We start from the raw sequence: 17,286 nt of genomic DNA, 5'->3' as shown, positions 1-17,286 counted from the left end.
ATGGTCAATTAAACTATCTGGCAGAAAAATCCCGATGCTCTTTTTTCTGTAACTCCTCTGGAGAAAGGGATTTAAAATAATCATATACGATTTTTAATCCTTCGGACCGACTAACTTTAGGTTCCCAGCCTAAAATTTCCCTGGCTTTGCTAATGTCGGGCTGGCGTTTTGATGGGTCATCCTTAGGCAAGGGCTTATAAATAATTTTTTGATCGGTACCTGTAAGGGCGATAATCTCCTCTGCAAACTCCTTGATGGTAGTTTCATTTGGATTCCCAATATTGATAGGATCTGGATAATCACTAAATAACAGTCGGTATATTCCCTCGACTTGATCGTCTATATAGCAAAAGGAACGGGTCTGTGAGCCATCCCCAAAAACGGTCAAGTCCTCTCCACGAATCGCTTGCCCCATAAATGCTGGAACAACCCTACCGTCGTTCAAACGCATTCTTGGCCCATATGTATTGAAAATACGGACTATACGGGTATCCAATCCATGATGTCTATGGTAAGCCATGGTAATGGATTCCATAAACCGTTTGGCCTCATCATATACCCCCCTAGGGCCAACTGGGCTCACATTGCCATTATATTCCTCGGTTTGGGGATGTACCAAAGGATCGCCATACACCTCAGATGTTGATGCCACCAATATCCTTGCCCTTTTTTCCTTGGCAAGGCCCAATAAGTTTAGAGTACCCAACGAACCTACCTTTAAGGTTTTGATAGGAATTTTAAGGTAGTCGATTGGACTGGCAGGCGAAGCGAAATGCAAAATATAATCCAGTTTACCGGAAACAAGTACAAACTTGGTCACATCATGATGATAAAACTCAAAATTCTCCATTGGAAACAGGTGTCTGATATTATCCAGATCGCCAGTAATCAGGTTATCCATGCCAATAACGTGAAAACCTTCGCTTATAAATCTGTCACATAAATGTGAGCCAAGAAATCCGGCAGCCCCGGTGATTAGGATTTTTTTCATCAGTCCATTTTATATTCCTCTAGAGAACAAAACAGTCGTTATGGTTTTAAATATTATTCTAATATCCAATGTTATCGACTTATTCTTTATATAGTACATGTCGTATTCCAATTTCCTAATGGAATCTTCCAAGTTTTCACCATACTTGTATTTCACCTGTGCCCACCCTGTTATACCAGGTTTTATAAGATGCCTAGCACTATAGAACGGCGTTATTTCGTTTAGCTTATCCACAAATATCTTACGTTCAGGTCTTGGCCCTATAAGTTGCATGTCACCTTTAATTATCGAAATTAGCTGAGGTAATTCGTCGATTCTGAACATTCTTAAAACCTTCCCAAAGGGTGTTATCCTCGAATCATTTTTAGCTGCCATTTTTGCCCCAGTAGATTCTGCATCGACCACCATAGACCTAAACTTATAGATACTAAACTCTTTACCATATTGACCGATTCTTTTCTGGGTGTAAAACAAAGGTCCGCGATTGAAAAAAAGGTTCAAAAAGTACACCATAGGCACAAAGCACAGAAAAATAGAGCCAACAATTAAAATGAAGATCCAATTTATTATAAAAGTGAAAAGGGCTTCAAGATATCTTATCTTACCATTCTTTAGTTGTAATATTTCATAAAAACTATCATTGTGTGACTTTAAAGGCAAGGCTTCGTATGTGTTTTCGTAGAAAGTTGTAAAAGATAGAACCTCTTTACCTTTTAATATTGCTTCAATTAGGATTTTTTCAAATGCCCGAGATAACCGATCATAACTTGGAATGTTAAGAATAAATGAGTCAATCTTCTCCAAGGCATCCATAAACTTTTTTCTCTCTAAAATAGTTAAGTTGTCAATGGAATACGTGAGTCTTGTTTTGTAAAAACTTTCTAATCCATCTCCATTTATCTGATCAATATACTTTTGATGGTCATCGGCCAATTCATTGTCAAAAACATACATAACATTTCTAGTGGCCGGAATTACCTTAAACAAATTTCCAAAAAAATACCTCCATAAGAATATTTCCAATGGAGTCAAAAACAGAAATATAATCAAGGGTATTCTCCAAAAACTTGCATCAAAAAAAAGAACAGTGCCTATGAATATTGTAAGCACGAAAGAACCAACAATAAAAAATGACTGTGATAAAATTAATCTTGTTTTGAACGGCCTTTCTAGATTATAAAAATTAAGCACATAGGACAATAAGAAGAAAAATATAGCCCCGGAAACGTAAAAAATAATTCTAAACAGAATATTCTCAACCTTTACGTCCAAGGCATCATTTATAAAAACATTCAATGCCGAACCAATAATAAAAAGGTCTCCTAAAACAAGAATGGTTTTTCTTTCCTTTATATTAAAAATAAGCGGTTTTGGCATGGTTGCAAGTCACTTACAAGAATTTGTCCCTTGATTCGTAAACTGCTCAAAGTTAAGCCTATTTTTTACAACTATTAAATTGTTTTAGCACAGTATTTTAAGAGACAGGTACTGTAAAATACTTCTAATCCCTATGATGCTAAACAAGCCTATTCCCTTTTTTAGAAAATAAGAAAAGACTATTAAAGAAAAAGAAAAAGGAAATTCCCAGTTGTCTATTTAAAATGTTTTCAGTTAGCATACACATTAAGAGAAAAACGAGGAACATGAAATACAAAGTATTATTACCAGTCCAGGCAGAATATAAATAAAACCAAAAAGAAATCACAATTAGCAAAAAACCAATTAAACCAAATTTTACCAAAAAATCCAAAAATTGGTTATGAGTATTAGTGTTTTTATTTGCCAAATATACTTGTCCATCCTCCAAGTATTGTTTGTTAAGCTCATTTCTCATGTCACCGGTTCCAACTCCTGCCAGAAAATTTTTTTTAACCAATTGAACTGAAGATTTCCAGATAAATATTCTATTGGTCCTTGACCAGGTCTCTAAGGAATAATTTGTTCCATATTTTTCATAATCAAAGGACTTATGCAAATCTTCCCCCTTGTAAAAACTGTAATAATTATACATATCTTGTTGAATACCATTGGGTGCTTTTATCACAAAAACTATCACTGCCAATATACTTGCAAAAGCCACTATTAAATACTTTTGTCTACCGCTCTTCATTCTATATATCTTAAACAGCATCCCGATCATCAAAGAAAGAACACATGCAATTAAAGGCATTTTCGCCCCTAAGGATATAACCGTTAAGAAGAAAAACACTAGCAGGGTTAACCAGACAAAACGATATTTAAAGTTTAAAGCTTTGCTTAAAAAAAAATAAGAAATTAGAACACAAAATCCCAGGTATAGGGAAAAGTATGACGGATGGAGGGCTTCATTCAACGATATCTGGTTGAATTGAATTAGGACTTCTTTCCAGTAATCTAAAATATAAACCAATTCCCAGTCAATAATCTGGCTTAAAAGAAAAAAATAACGTAAAATACATGATGCTAAGAATATTAATAGAACCAATTGAAGTCGAAAAGTAAACCTTGTCAAAGTCCATGAAAAAAGCAAGGGAAATACCAAAGCCGAGGAAATCCGTTCCATATATTTCCATCCCATAATAAAGTCATCGGTTGATTGGAGCCATAAGAGAGAAATCCAAAAAAGTGCACTTGCCGCTATGAATTCCCAAATTTTAAACTTGATTTTTGTCTTTAAAAGAAAAACTTTGTATATCAAATACAAGGCTAAATATATTATAGCTATGGTATTCCATCTTTCACTCCAAGGCAGAATACCTATACAAAAGCCTAAGGAAAGGCTTAAAAAGTCTATTTTTTTAAAAATATCCAACGCTTTATTAAAGTTAGGTCTTAAAGTCCATTAACCAGTACTACTCTATGTTTAGACTAAAAAGCTCCTTGATTTTTGATTTTTCAGAACGTACAAAACTGATTCTAGTTATGCCTTTAGGTATTTCAGTGTAAGCAAAACAAAGCTGGCTATTAGTACAATATGTTTTGAGTTTAGTTAAGTTCTTTGTTTCCATTAGGTTTTTATTGACCAAATCACTACCATAAAACCGAAATTCAAAATTATCTTTCAAGTAATTCATATCAATGTTACTTAGATATAACAGGTTTTGATCTAAACTAATAAAACAGTTTATTCCTGTAGTTAAATCAGCATAATGAGATTGTGAATTATTAAATAAAAGGGTTTCAACAAAGTCAAAATCTAGATTTTCAACAATGCCCTTATTCATTCTATTTTCCAATGAATCATCATACTTAGTGACTAAATTTATTCTTTCATCAACGATCCATGTCCTTTTATTGTCAATGTACTGTCCTGTGACCAATCTTTCTACAATACCATATCTCGAAAGATCTTTTACTATGTAGAAGTGTGTCGAATCCACTTTTTGAATATCTTTTTTGCCAATTCCAATATTAAGAAAACCATATTTTTTTCTATTGTCAGGTAATGTTTGCAAATCTTTTGGATACACATGTAGAAATAGCTTGCCATTATTGTCAAATACAGATTGTTTCCAGAAACTATACACTAGTTTTTGAGTTGATGGCAAATAGTCCAATTTTGTCCTCTTCATTTCGCTCTTATAAAGCTGTTTACCATTATGTGCCAAAAAATCGTAAACAAATCTATTTGAAGGGTTCATTTTTCTTTCGCATCCCATTATTAACAGGATAATCACCGAGATAAACAATGAATTGATGGATTTGAGATTCATAACTTTTAAACCGAAAAGTATTTTCCCATGTTAAAAAGGATAGACTCATGGTTAAAAACATATACGGAATAGACCATACTAAATGTTATACCAATCGCCGATGCGATGACCCTATTGCTTTTAGTGCTGAATTGCTGAATCACACCAACAGTTAAAATAGGCACGAAAATATCTGTATACAAAATTAACCTAGAAAACATTCCATCAAACCTAAAAAACAACAATGCAGCCAATGAGAAAGAAAAGAAGAGGGAATAGGCCTTTTCATAATTCTTATCTCTATTTCTAAATAGCAGGAACAACAAATTAAACAGTAAAAGAAGTCCCAGCTTAATGATTGAATTTGATGAGGCCCTTTCAAAAGTCGAATAAAATTCCAATTTTGTGATTACGAATTGAGGCAATGGGAGAAGCTTCAATAGCAAAACAAAAAGAGAAAAGTATCCGGCCAATAATCCTAAGACAAGAATTATAGCCCTTACCCTATTTTTTAATTTCAAAAACCCGGTAAGAAAAGAAAAAACGCTTCCTTTATGGCTGAAGAAGGCCATGAATTTTAACAGGTTTGTCTGGATTCCAGGTAAAACGCATAGACTTAACAGTAATAAGGATGAGGAAAGTCCTTGGCGAATCACATTACCTTGAATTAAATAAAAGGAAGAACTATTCAGCATATAGAAAAGAGCGAGAAACATCAAAGCCCTTGATTCTTTAAAAAAATAAAAATATGCCAAAAAAGTTAGTCCAATACTAAGTATAAGCTGAAAAGTAATATAATCTTCCTGGGCCAAACCCATTAAATGTGAAATGGGCATTAAAGCAAAAAAAATATAATCTCCCTTCCAGGCCGTTTTAGAAACAAAAATGTCTTTAAAAACCACATTGTACTTATAAAAATCCATATAAAGTGGCAAATCAATGTTAGCGCTGTAATCCCTGTTTATAAATACGGATAAAACAAAAATTAATATAAAAAAAAGTGAAATGGCTTTTAACGAGGTTGATCGTTTGAGTTTTGAAAATATGAAAAAAACCAATAGACAAAGTAGTGAAATACATTGCAAGACTATGGGCTTGTATACTTCCATGAGGTTTAGTTTCTGCTATCGGTCAACTCTTTTCCAATTAGGGAAAAAGGATGTTCTTCCATGTTTTTGAAATAATAGGAAATATCCGAAGTCCTATCACTATTATTATTTGCAAGAATTGCACTAGAAAGATTTTGCATTGAGGTAAACACACCATCTACAGTATTCCTAAAGTAATGAGGTATTTCTTCTTCGTTTACCTCCAAAAGATATACTTTGCTATCCTCGTTAATCGCCAAGGCTAACAGAGATGAATAGTGACCTACATAGTATCCTGTAATGGGAAAATCATAGGTTAGAATGCCTTGGTTACGTACCACTGTTTCAAAAATTTCTTTATCCGACCTTGGGTGTAACTTTATAATCAATCTATCCTTCACAACATTAGAAAGCTCATCAATGATTGCTTTATATGCAGATCTGTCCATTCGCCCGTCCTCTACAAAGGTCTGAGCAATGTAACAGACTTTTTCCGGTTGCTTTATTTGTTCCTTATTTTTCACGAAGGTGTGATAATCTGGGTTTCCAATGGTCGTGAAATCGCCTAGGTTGGTATAGTAATGATTTTTCATGAACCAATCCTTCCAATAATCCCCCCATACAAAAACATGATTGGATAATAAGGGGACTATCTTGTGTTTCTTATTGCGTTCTATATATTCATTTACTTTAAATGACTTAGTAAAATCTTTATTGAACAAATACAGAAAAATTGAGACTTTTCCTTTCAGCAAAAAACTGAAAAGATATCTTAAATAGGTCATTTTCCTGTTCATGGCCGAAAAATAACCCATAAAACTTCGTTCCAGAAATTCGGCGTACATTCCATGTTGTAACTGATTGGTATGAACCCCGATTTTCTTGAAATAATATGTCCAATATAGGTCGGTTATCCTATAACTATAATTAAAGAAAATAGTATTGGAGTTGTCCTTGCCCTTACGTTCGTCATAAATTTTTTTAACAGCTTCAATACGGATTCTTTTGTTAGCCGATTTTTGGATTTTTTCGCTTTTGGTAAAAGCGTCATATATTAAAACGACTTCTTTTGCTATATCATTTTCAACTAGATATTCCGCTAATGGAATAACATATCTGTTGAAATTGGAGTAATGAACTTCATAGATAAAAGCCTTGTCCTTCATCTCTTGCTATTTTCTATTTTTTCTATTTCACATTCGAGATGCCAATTATCGTATTGACTAGGATGAAGATTTGTTTTGGCTCTTTTCATAATATCTTTTTTCTCCTCAACAATGTTACAAGAATAATTACATCTATCAAAGCCTTGACTATAAATGCCATAAAATGATATTCTATCAAATAAAAGGCACCTAATAATAACACTAATGTCAAATACACAAATGTTGAACGCATCAACCAAAGACTAACTTTCTTTATTTCTCCAATGGCTTGTAATGGCCTTATCATCAATATGGTGAAATTTACAAGTAATGTCCCAATGAGCAATCGGAACCCATTCGCTTCTATAAAGTTTGAGTAGCTTGATTTTAGCCACCAATGCAAAATATCATTCAAAAAGAAATAAGAAAATAGACCAATTGCAAGAAACAAAAACCCCACTCCTACTAATTGCAACTTTAAGTTGGTAGTTACCCTGTGTAAATTGTTTTCTTGGTACCAAACGGAGATTGCCGAAAAATATACAAGGGAAATGGTCCCTGTTACTATTGCAACTCTATTGAAAAGATCCAAAAGTGTAACATGGTCTGAGATGGTCCTGGTGTCAAAAAATAACGGATAATAAAACCTATCAAAAAAAAGAACAATGGCCGAGGTGGCAAAAAAAACACTGAACCAAATCGTCTCCTTAAGAAAGCTAAGTTCAAATTTGAAAATACCCTTGGCCATTTCCCAATTAACTGGGGAGACCATATTAAAAGAAAGTTTGGCCTCATAACTTTTGGCTCTTAAAAAATAGAGTAGATATAGCAAGACGTAAATAGAAAGTAACGTAGTGGAAATTCCAGTAAGTGAAACGGTATAAAAATAGATGTATATAAATGGCACTAAGAACAACATCGCAGCGGTTAGGGCCCTTACTATCGCTAAAAAATAAAAATCACTAAATGATTCCAACAGTGACTTATAGGGTATAATGAGGAAAGACAGAAAAAATACACAAAGCACTATAAAATAAAATAAGTAATCCTGTTTGGTTTGTAAAATACTAAAGCTTTCTGAAACATAGCATACATACAACGCAACTTGAAGCAAAACAAAAAAGGCTATTCCAAGAAGGTATGAAAAGGATACGCATTCCCTAAGTTCTCCCTGTATCCTATGGTTTTGCTTTAATCCAATTATTTGAGAAATCCTTCTATTAAGTGTGGGTCCAATTCCGAAAGAAAAATAATTTGACAAAAAGACAAGGCTTATTCCGGTGGAATACTTTGCCCAAAAGTCCTTTCCCATGTTTTCTATTAAATAAGGGGTCAAGAGCAATGCTGCCGCAATCGGAACTATCTGAAAACCAATGTTAAAAATCGCCTTTTTAAAGACTTTTTTTGAGGAATAGGCAACATTGGACATTAGATTCTAGCTATTTAATTTATTTTATGCTAAGGAATATTAAAAGTTTTCTCAAAAAACCTTTTGCCTTTAGGCTTAAAATGACCCAAATGTATGGTTTTGATTTTGTATTCGGGTAATTTGTTTTTTCCGTAGAAAAAAGTGTCCTTTTGAATAAAGGAAACTATTGTCTCTCCTTTTGTATCTAGATTATCGAACTTATATTTTTTTCTCTTATCGGATAATACACTTATATCTTCTGGAAAAACGTGGAAAAAAAACATACTTTCAGAATCCTTTTCACTGTACTCTTTTTTAATTTTATACGTCCTATCAGCGAGGTCAATTTTTATAGTGTAATTCTGGTCTTGATAGTATATTTCATTTTTATCATCTTCCTTAGCCCAATCATTTTTCAATAGCTCTTCATTGAAAAAAATAGGAGGTTGGTTCCAATCCACTTCAAAGATATTGTCATATTTAAAATCGTATTCCCGACCAAGCTCATAGCCAAATTGCCTAGTTATATGATGCTTGTCAAAAAGCGCAAAAGTGTCATCCAGCCAAAGCTTACAAGTACTATCGTAACACATTAGCGGCTTAAAATCCACCCACCGTACTGAATCTCCATAATCCTCAAATAAAGTTGATGTGTACTCAAGGGTGGGAATATCTTCAAACAGTGTTTTTAAATTATCGCCATCGTTTGTTGATTTTCCTAACAATATATTTTGATAAATATTTTTTCTTGCTTCATTTTCAGAAGGCATTTCAATTCCAGGCACATAAAAAATAGGTTGAACCCCCTGTCTCAACGCTTCATCAAGAATCCATCGGTCCCAATTAATATCGGTTCCATTAAAATCTATAAAATCAAGCCTAACCCATACAACAACAAATTTTTTTCCCTTTAAAAGTTCGCTATAACGTTCCTTTGCGTTCTTAAATCCGTAAACGTTTCCCGTTCTTTCATGTAGGACATGAGCAACAAGGTTCTTTTCTTTCAGTTGTTGGTCCATAAACTGTTTAAAAGCATGGAAATGGGAATTGGCCAGAACTAATACTTCCGCATCGGAAACTCTCAATTCTCTTTTTAGTCTCTTTTTCCTATTTTGATATTCTCCAATAAAGTATTCCACCCCAGAGAATTTTTTTCTCATTTCCTTGGTGAGCGGATTGTTTTTAACAGTTAAATGGGGAGTATTGACGTAACTAAATTGATAAGTAGTTGCGTCAATTTCAGATGAGGGGTAGAATGTATCCGGTTGCAGTTCTTGATATTTATACAACCCCATGGCCAGAAGTAAAGGTATCAACACCCAAGATATCAAGGAAACACGAAAATTAAAAACCCATCGGTATCTAAATACGTTTTCAATATATTTCCAGCTAAGATATGATACCGGAATCATTACAAGACATAAAAGAAAAAGCTTAGCCAATAGGCTAAAATGATTGACATCATATCCAATTTCAACGAGTGTTGCAATAATTATCCAATGCCATAGATAAAGACTGTAGGATATTTTGCCTATAAAACGCATAGCAGGATATTCTAAAAGCTGCTTGCCCCAAGAATTAACGTTTTCTTCCCTTCCCAAAAAAATGATTAAAACGGTTAACAGAGAAACCCATAAGGCATTTAGACCGGGCCAAAGACTCGCGCCATCAAAAATGTACGAAAAGAGGATTATACCTCCCAATGAAAAAACATACAGAATTTCAAGTTGCCTTTTGGAATTAATAACCGGCAACCCCTTATGATAAAAAACCGCGAGCATGGAACCTGTAAATATTTCAAAAAAACGTGTATGCAATAAATAATAGTTGCTCTTGCTTTGTTCCGTAAATTCAACAAAATAGACACTTACAGCTATGGACAGAATGTAAATGACAACAATTGCCAAATTCCGATACCTCTGGTCCTTAATTTTCCACAATATGAAAAACAAAAAGGGAACAAAGAGATAAAACTGCTCTTCAACTCCTAAGGACCACGTATGAAGAAGTTGATATCGTTCTGAAACTGCATCAAAATATCCAGAACTGAGATTTGCCGCCGCATAATTTCCCAGTCCTATACAAGCATATGGTAAAAATTCCAAATAGTTTTTTAACGGTTCAGGAAGTAATACCAAAGAATTGAAGACGGTCAATAAAATAAGAATTACAATTAACACGGGAGCAATCCTTTTTATTCTGTTCAAATAAAACTTCTTGAACGAGAATTTATCTTCATTTAATTTTTGAGTGATATTATAAGTTATAAGAAAGCCTGAAATCACAAAGAAGATATCCACACCTAAAAAACCGCCCTTGAAAAGGCCCATTCCAAGATGACAAAAAATGACAACTAAAACAGCTATGGCCCTAAGGCCATCAATATCCTTTCTATATTTCATTTAATAAAAAGATTGAAGTATATTCCTACAATAGCACCGAAATTAAAGGAACTTACGTCTTTATTTAAAGCCTCTAGCCTATTTTGATTTTTAGTAGGCAAAGGTAGAGAAAACCACAAAAGCTTCTATTGATATCTTTGTTTATTTTAATCCTAATTTTCGTACTTTACCCCTTTTTAAAATGATGATATACCTATGAAGTTTAGTAAACTAAAAAAATATGGTTCAGTAATTTTATTATCAGTAACTATAGGTTTTTCATTGGCTTTTATTTTTTTCCGAATAACCGATATAAAACGGACTTTGGGTCTATACAACATTCCTTATGATAAGATAAACAAAACCTCCCAGGAACATAAAGATCTTATTAGACCGGCTATTTTTAATATTGAGGACTTTGGAGGGTCTTTAGACTCAGAAGACAACTCAAGTGCTCTCCAAGCAGCAATCGATGCCGCCATTATTACCAGTACAGAGCTAAGATCAGACGATAAATGGGATATTTATGTTGGTAAGGTCTATATACCTGCTGGTCATTGGAGGTTTGAAAGAGGAATATCATCTGACATTGGCGTTGAAATCATTGGAGACGGAGTAGGGAAAACCTATTTGGATTTTACTGGTAGCGGTATTTTTATGGATTTTGGGTCTGAAAATGAAAAATTCGACCTCAAAATCAAGGACTTATTTATCAATCAATTTGATTCTAATGCAACTGCTATACATTTGAATCAGGTGAATAGAAATAGTGGAATTTCAAACATCATTATAGAAGGTGGTGGAATTGGGCTAAGCCTACTAAATTGTTATACCCCTAGCTTTGATTCCTTTTTTATCTATAATGCCTCTAAATATGGAATCTTAGGTCGCAATGCCACTAATACGGATTTCAGCAACTTTAAGGTAGAAAACTGTAAGGTAGGTGCAAAGTTTACCAATAGTGATATAAATTCCTCTACAGGGTTGAAATTTTTTGGTGGCGTCATACAGGGTTGCTATGACGAAGGCCTTATATTGGAAGACTTGACCAATTTCACCTCCTTTTCTACTTTTCTAGAGGGGAATGGAAGAAACCAAAACAAACCACAAATCAAGATTACCAGTGACTTAAATGAAAAATTCGATAACGACATCATTGCTTTTTATAGCCCTTTTATCACTGGTGGCCATAGTGCTCATAAAGATCAGAATGCGGTAGAGGTCGATAATACGTATACCTTCATTTTCAATGAAAGCTTTATACGAGCTAACGACAGAATACTTACCGGTATAAAAGTGGGAAAAAATGTGATCAACGCGGAAATCCTAAATTCTAAGTATAGCGGAGTCAAGCAAAATTTTATCATTGAGGATCCGACAACCAACCTTGTACTTGATCCTAAACTAAGGGATGGCAGAGGGTACGGTCGACAGTTTTTAGGCCTAGGGTCTGAAAGCGGAAAAACCAACAACAGGCATTATATGGAGAGTTATCAAGGTATATTTGGTAATCTAAAGGAAGGGAAAATTGGTATTGGTACCTTTAATGGAAAACCAAGCTTACAAGGTTTTGGGAACGGAAGTTCCTACAGCCTTACAACTAATCCAAAAATCGGAGACCACATTTCTGCTCCCAACGGTATTACCGAGATATCCGGAATTAAATTTGGAACGACGATAACTTCGTCAAATGTCAAAACAGACAAAAAATCCAGGAACATAATTGTTAATACCAATGAGGGCAAACGTTCTGTTACGATTAGTCTTACGGAAGAAGAAATTAGAAGAGAGTTGATTATCAAAAATTCGGGTAGTAATAGTAATGATTTAGATGTCAGCTCCAATTCTACAAATATTGAGGATAAAAAAGTAATACGTTTAAGGGATGGAGAGGCAATTACCCTTATTTTCGATGGAGATCAGTGGTTGATTTTATCAAAATTTCTCCCTACAAATAATTAGGTGTTTTCTGTTGAAATTAATTTTATTAAATTTTCTACTGCCATGGTTCCCTGTCTTTCAACACTTTGAAATGTTCTAGACCCTACATGTGGGGTGATTAATACGTTTTCAACTCCTTTAAGAGGTTCGTCCTCCAACATCGGCTCGTGAGCCAAAACATCGGTTAGGTAACCTCTTAACTTGCCTTGCTCAAGTCCTTTCAAAACGGCATTGGTATCAATCAACATTCCCCTTGATGTATTGATTAGAATAGGTTTCCTTTTGAGTTTATACTGGACTACTTCCTCATTGATTAAATGCTCGGATTTAGGGGTGTGTGGAATATGAAGACTAATAATATCGGCCTTTTCATAAATAGTTTCAATATTAATTTCAAAGGTTACAAATGGATTTTGGGCCAAAAATTCTTCATCCATATGAAGATCACAGGCAATTACATTCAATCCCAAGGCATTTGCTTTTTTTGAAAGCTCTTTTCCGATTGCACCAAGACCAACAATTCCAATCGTCTTGCCTTGGATCTCGTGACCCACCCAGCGTTTCCAACTGCCCGTATTTGTTGAATTGAACTGTACGTGTATATTTTTTTCAAATGTGAACAAGAGGGCTAAAACATGTTCCGATACGGAAACTTGATTGACTCCCGGACAATTTGTAACGGGAATACCGTATTTTTTGGCCGCCTCTAAATCTATTCGGTCAAGGCCTACCCCATATTTCGAAATATATTTTAAATTGCCTTCTGTGCCCTTCTTAATAACAGCCTCGGTATACTCATCATCTCCACAAATTACTGCATCATACTTACCTATGATAGGTAATAATTCCTCCTCTGATATAGGCCCTCTAAGGGTATCCAAGTCGTAACCTTGCTCTTGAAGTAGTTCCTGATGTGTACCGGGAGTATCCTGAAAAGATGTGGAGGTGAGTAATACTTTCATTGTTCCAACATTTTATTATCAATCAATAGGTTTTCAAGTTCCTTAAAATTACGAAAACGAAGCCCATTATAATCCTTGAACAAACCTTCATTTTCTTCATTATCCCTTAAAGCAAAGTGAAGATCAGAAAATTGGGCGGCATCCATATCCGTGGTTGCATCTCCAAGAAATAGGGTTTCGTCCCTATTTAACCCATACTCCTCAAGTAAATATTCCGTCCAGTATCTTTTATTCTTGGGAGAGCCATACAAACCTTCAAAAAAGTGTGCCATATTTCTTTTGGAAGCGATAATTTTTATTTCTGAAGTTGGTGTGCCCGTAATCACCCAAAACCTTAACTTTTTATAGTATTTATCCAAGAACCAAATAGATTCTTGAACTGGTTTGGACTCAATCACTTTTTCCAATACCAAATTGGAGAATTTATCGGCCATTTTATTAATCTCCTCTTGGTCCAATTCTTTTCCGAAAAAGGTTTTTTCCCAGTATTTGAACTTTTCAAACCTAGATATACCCCCGTTATTTATATGATAGTCTACCACTTTATCGGCAATAGCTGTTCCATAGGGTTGGTACATCTCCCTGAATGCTTTCGTTTTGGCACTAACTGATTCTGCAAGTACCCCGTCAAAATCAAAAAAAATATTCTTAAGAGCCATTGTATTTATTCGTTATGTACTGCTCTTATACATTCCAATAGACCTTGGCCCATGTCTATATGAGGATTGGCGGTAAGCTTTTTGCTTACACTGGGCTCAAAAGAATATGGAGTGAATTTATAATGATTTTGATAGCCGGAGTCATTGCAGTTTACTTCAACCTGATTGTTCAAAATCTCGTTGATCATCTGAAATAGTTCCAACCGCTTCATCCGCTCTGTTCCAGTTAGAATAACGTGTAGATTGGAAAATGAATCAGATTCGATAACATCTACCGATAGTTTCGCGGCATCCGCAGCATGAATATATTCCCTTATTTCGTTACCATCTCCATGATGGTCTATTCTTTTTTCCTTGACGGCCTTCTTGACTAAATTATAAATGTAATTGTTATCATAGGGACGCTCTGAATATACAGAACCATAACGTAAAATCACAAAGGGTAAATTGTATTTTTTGTGATACTCCTCAATAATCTTTTCCGATGCCAATTTGCTGACTCCATAGAAAGACCCTTTGTTACTCATGGCGTATGCGCTACTTGCGTAAACAAATAAGTCCACTTTATGTTTTACACACTCATCCAAAATGTACATATTGCCAATTACATTGAGGTTCATGGTCTTTATGGGATGTTTTATGGCATTGTCCAGATTAGCAAAACCAGCCAAGTTGTATACAATATCAAATTGTTGTTGCTTAAAAATATTTGCTACTTGGTCCTGATCTGCAATATCACAATAATGATAGGCAACTTGACCTCTAATCTCTTCATTCTCCGATATGTCGGCAACCGTAACTTTATATTGTCTCACTAAAAGCTCCTTGACTAAATAATAGCCGAGAAATCCAAATCCACCAAATACAAGTACTTTCTTCATTTCTATAAGCTATCCCTTAATAAATCCATTTGTTCCCTTGCCTTGTCCCCAAGAAAGAAAAAATCGAGACTAAAAGCCAGAAAGTTATAATGCATGTTTAATTTATCGACGACCTTTTTATAGTCTGATTCTATTACATGGAAACCAAGACTACGGGATTTTTCCAAGGTTATCATATCTATTCTGGCCAGTACCTCTTTTACATCATCGTCGTAGAACATTCCAGGCTTTCCCATAGAGGCCGACAAATCGTAAGGCCCAACAATAATTCCATCTATCCCTTCCACATCCAGAATTTCTGATAAATTATTAACTCCCTCTATATGTTCTATTTGGGCTATAACAACAGCCTCTTCTTGTACCCATTTATTGTATTCATTGAAGGCTATTCCATAATGTTGAGCCCTTGAAAGTCCAACTCCTCTTGAACCCAAAGGAGGATATTTAACCCAAGAAACCGCTTGTCTGGCCTCTTCGGCGTTTTTGACCATAGGTACGATTACTCCGTTCGCACCGGCATCCATGACTCTTTTTATTATTACCTCCTCGTTCTTACTAACCCTAACAAGAGCCTCCATTTTATTGGCTTGTACGTGGGCTACTAAATTTTGCAATGTGGAAATGTCAATTGCCGAGTGTTCAATATCTATAGTAAGCCATTCAAAACCGGCAGATGACATTATTTCTATTATAGACGGGTGCGGAATTGTAAGCCAAGAACCAAATGATACCTCCCGGTTCTTTAGTTTCTTCTTTAGGTTGCTCTTAGTGTGTAAAAAGTTCTTCATTTATTTTAAATACAATTTTCTTTATTGTTTCAACTTCTTTATTTACAGCATATTGACATGCATGTATATCATTGGGAAAGAAGACAGCCATTTTACCGGGCACTAATTCAATCTCGGCATTAGGCTTGTTTTCAATAGTATAAAACTGACAGTCGTTTTTATCATCGTAAGGAACCTTGATTCTTACTGCATCCGGTTCATAGACTTTGATGTGCTCTTTGCCCTCAAGAACAATTTGCACATCGACTTCTTTTTTATGAGATTCTACTATTGAAGGGCTTAATTGGGTATCATAGCTCATGACCTTGTAATAGACATGCTTGTTTATTCTATATTCCCCGTTGACTGTATTTATCGATATCTTGGACAATTCTTGGAACATCGCAATAAAATACTCGGATTTTCCAAAATAATACCTCCACTCCGCTATATTTCCATAAATCATCTAAGTGTCTTATATAAGGTTTCCGCCATAATAAAATCATGCAGTTCATCAATGTCAATAGCCTCAATCTTATCTATTTCGAACATAATTGGTGATTTTCCAATACGCTTACCCCCAGCATTTTCAAAAGATTCTTTGGAAAAGATATACATATTGGAGTTTTCCTCATAAATGGGTGGTAAGTCCTGAGTTCTTATCAGTTCGACAGGGTCATGGTTCAGTGGAGTGCCATCAGACCCATACAGCCGTGTTTGGATTCTAGTAACGGAAAAAATGGAATCGAATCCATCCTTTCTACGCATCATGGTCTCAATAGCATCGTCAATTGTTTCCGTTTTCAACAATGGATTTGTACTGTGTGTCTGTAAGTAATAATCCGCATTTACCTTATTAATATCATATTCTATTATTTTGTTCATTGACACCATATCCCCAATTAGCTCTTTTGGTCTATCTAAAACCAGCACTTTGTCCAAATAATTAATTTCGATATCTTTTTTGATATCCTCACTATCTGTATTTATAACAACCTGCTCAATATAATTAGAAGCAAGAAGACTATTGAGAACTTTATGGTATAAAGGTGCTCCACTAAAATTTTTGAGATTTTTATTAGGAACCCTTTCTGAATTTCCCTTCATGGGTAATAACGCGACTACTTTCATTTGTGGATACATATTTGCTTTGTTCAAAAATACTATTATTCTTTATTTTCTGAACTTATCTTATCAACATCTTGGTGCTATATATATGTACAGAAAAGAATATTTAGTTACAATCTAACTGTTTCGTAATTATTCCTATCTTAAAAAATAATATTTGAGCGGCAATAAAAAATAGAAATTTACTTTCAATGATTATTCTTGAATTAAAGCCTTTAGGGATTTGGTGAGAAGGAAAAATTGAGTGGTAACACCTTGCATTTT

Annotated in this window: 15 protein-coding genes; 1 reads left to right on the top strand and 14 read right to left on the bottom strand. The window is 34.6% G+C overall.

From position 1 onward, the window contains the following. Positions 1 to 13 precede the first annotated feature (13 nt). The 8 genes from BFP75_RS20410 to BFP75_RS20375 all read right to left on the bottom strand — a co-directional run bounded on the left by BFP75_RS20410 (position 14) and on the right by BFP75_RS20375 (position 10,705). Entirely contained in the window at positions 14 to 991 is a 978-nt protein-coding gene (locus BFP75_RS20410) for a UDP-glucuronic acid decarboxylase family protein (protein ID WP_099547169.1), read from the bottom strand. A 9-nt stretch (positions 992 to 1,000) separates the two neighbouring features. Further along, complete coding sequence (locus BFP75_RS20405) at positions 1,001 to 2,368, bottom strand: sugar transferase (protein WP_099547168.1); 1,368 nt, start codon at positions 2,366 to 2,368, stop codon at positions 1,001 to 1,003. A 139-nt stretch (positions 2,369 to 2,507) separates the two neighbouring features. Further along, on the bottom strand, positions 2,508 to 3,782 hold the full coding sequence (locus BFP75_RS20400) for an O-antigen ligase family protein (RefSeq protein ID WP_099547167.1): 1,275 nt from the start codon (positions 3,780 to 3,782) through the stop codon (positions 2,508 to 2,510). Between the two features lie 40 nt (positions 3,783 to 3,822). Next, positions 3,823 to 4,629, bottom strand: a complete 807-nt coding sequence (locus tag BFP75_RS20395; RefSeq protein WP_123803517.1) for a hypothetical protein — start codon at positions 4,627 to 4,629, stop codon at positions 3,823 to 3,825. A gap of 59 nt (positions 4,630 to 4,688) precedes the next feature. Next, entirely contained in the window at positions 4,689 to 5,771 is a 1,083-nt protein-coding gene (locus tag BFP75_RS20390; RefSeq protein ID WP_099547165.1) for an EpsG family protein, read from the bottom strand. A gap of 5 nt (positions 5,772 to 5,776) precedes the next feature. After that, positions 5,777 to 6,916 (bottom strand): polysialyltransferase family glycosyltransferase, encoded by a 1,140-nt coding sequence (locus tag BFP75_RS20385; RefSeq protein ID WP_099547164.1) that lies wholly within the window; start codon positions 6,914 to 6,916, stop codon positions 5,777 to 5,779. A gap of 85 nt (positions 6,917 to 7,001) precedes the next feature. Beyond that, positions 7,002 to 8,324: a hypothetical protein gene (locus BFP75_RS20380; RefSeq protein WP_099547163.1), complete on the bottom strand. Its 1,323-nt coding sequence runs from the start codon at positions 8,322 to 8,324 to the stop codon at positions 7,002 to 7,004. Between the two features lie 29 nt (positions 8,325 to 8,353). After that, positions 8,354 to 10,705: an acyltransferase family protein gene (locus tag BFP75_RS20375; RefSeq protein ID WP_099547162.1), complete on the bottom strand. Its 2,352-nt coding sequence runs from the start codon at positions 10,703 to 10,705 to the stop codon at positions 8,354 to 8,356. A gap of 195 nt (positions 10,706 to 10,900) precedes the next feature. Between BFP75_RS20375 and BFP75_RS20370 the strand changes: the two genes are divergently transcribed. Further along, complete coding sequence (locus tag BFP75_RS20370) at positions 10,901 to 12,646, top strand: glycosyl hydrolase family 28-related protein (RefSeq protein ID WP_099547161.1); 1,746 nt, start codon at positions 10,901 to 10,903, stop codon at positions 12,644 to 12,646. Here the strand turns inward: BFP75_RS20370 and BFP75_RS20365 are convergent. Genes BFP75_RS20365 through BFP75_RS20340 form a run of 6 tightly spaced genes read right to left on the bottom strand, consistent with a single transcriptional unit; the run spans position 12,643 to position 17,025 of the window. Further along, positions 12,643 to 13,587: a phosphoglycerate dehydrogenase gene (locus tag BFP75_RS20365; RefSeq protein ID WP_099547160.1), complete on the bottom strand. Its 945-nt coding sequence runs from the start codon at positions 13,585 to 13,587 to the stop codon at positions 12,643 to 12,645. The genes BFP75_RS20370 and BFP75_RS20365 overlap by 4 nt on opposite strands. Then, positions 13,584 to 14,246 (bottom strand): HAD family hydrolase, encoded by a 663-nt coding sequence (locus BFP75_RS20360; protein ID WP_099547159.1) that lies wholly within the window; start codon positions 14,244 to 14,246, stop codon positions 13,584 to 13,586. Before BFP75_RS20360 ends, BFP75_RS20365 begins: the two co-directional genes overlap by 4 nt. A gap of 5 nt (positions 14,247 to 14,251) precedes the next feature. Next, positions 14,252 to 15,127, bottom strand: coding sequence for an NAD-dependent epimerase/dehydratase family protein (locus tag BFP75_RS20355; protein WP_099547158.1), 876 nt, complete (start codon positions 15,125 to 15,127; stop codon positions 14,252 to 14,254). 2 nt (positions 15,128 to 15,129) lie between these two features. Beyond that, the gene (locus BFP75_RS20350; protein ID WP_099547157.1) at positions 15,130 to 15,915 is read right to left on the bottom strand and encodes an HpcH/HpaI aldolase family protein; all 786 of its coding nucleotides are present in this window, start codon (positions 15,913 to 15,915) and stop codon (positions 15,130 to 15,132) included. Beyond that, positions 15,893 to 16,360, bottom strand: a complete 468-nt coding sequence (locus BFP75_RS20345) for a YhcH/YjgK/YiaL family protein (protein ID WP_099547156.1) — start codon at positions 16,358 to 16,360, stop codon at positions 15,893 to 15,895. Before BFP75_RS20345 ends, BFP75_RS20350 begins: the two co-directional genes overlap by 23 nt. Then, on the bottom strand, positions 16,357 to 17,025 hold the full coding sequence (locus BFP75_RS20340; RefSeq protein ID WP_099547206.1) for a cytidylyltransferase domain-containing protein: 669 nt from the start codon (positions 17,023 to 17,025) through the stop codon (positions 16,357 to 16,359). Before BFP75_RS20340 ends, BFP75_RS20345 begins: the two co-directional genes overlap by 4 nt. Positions 17,026 to 17,286 lie beyond the last annotated feature (261 nt).

It is taken from the genome of Maribacter sp. 4G9 (assembly GCF_002742265.1).
Lineage (GTDB): Bacteria > Bacteroidota > Bacteroidia > Flavobacteriales > Flavobacteriaceae > Maribacter.
Note: the sequence above shows the minus strand (reverse complement) of the source record. Positions and strands in the feature narration are given on the sequence as shown.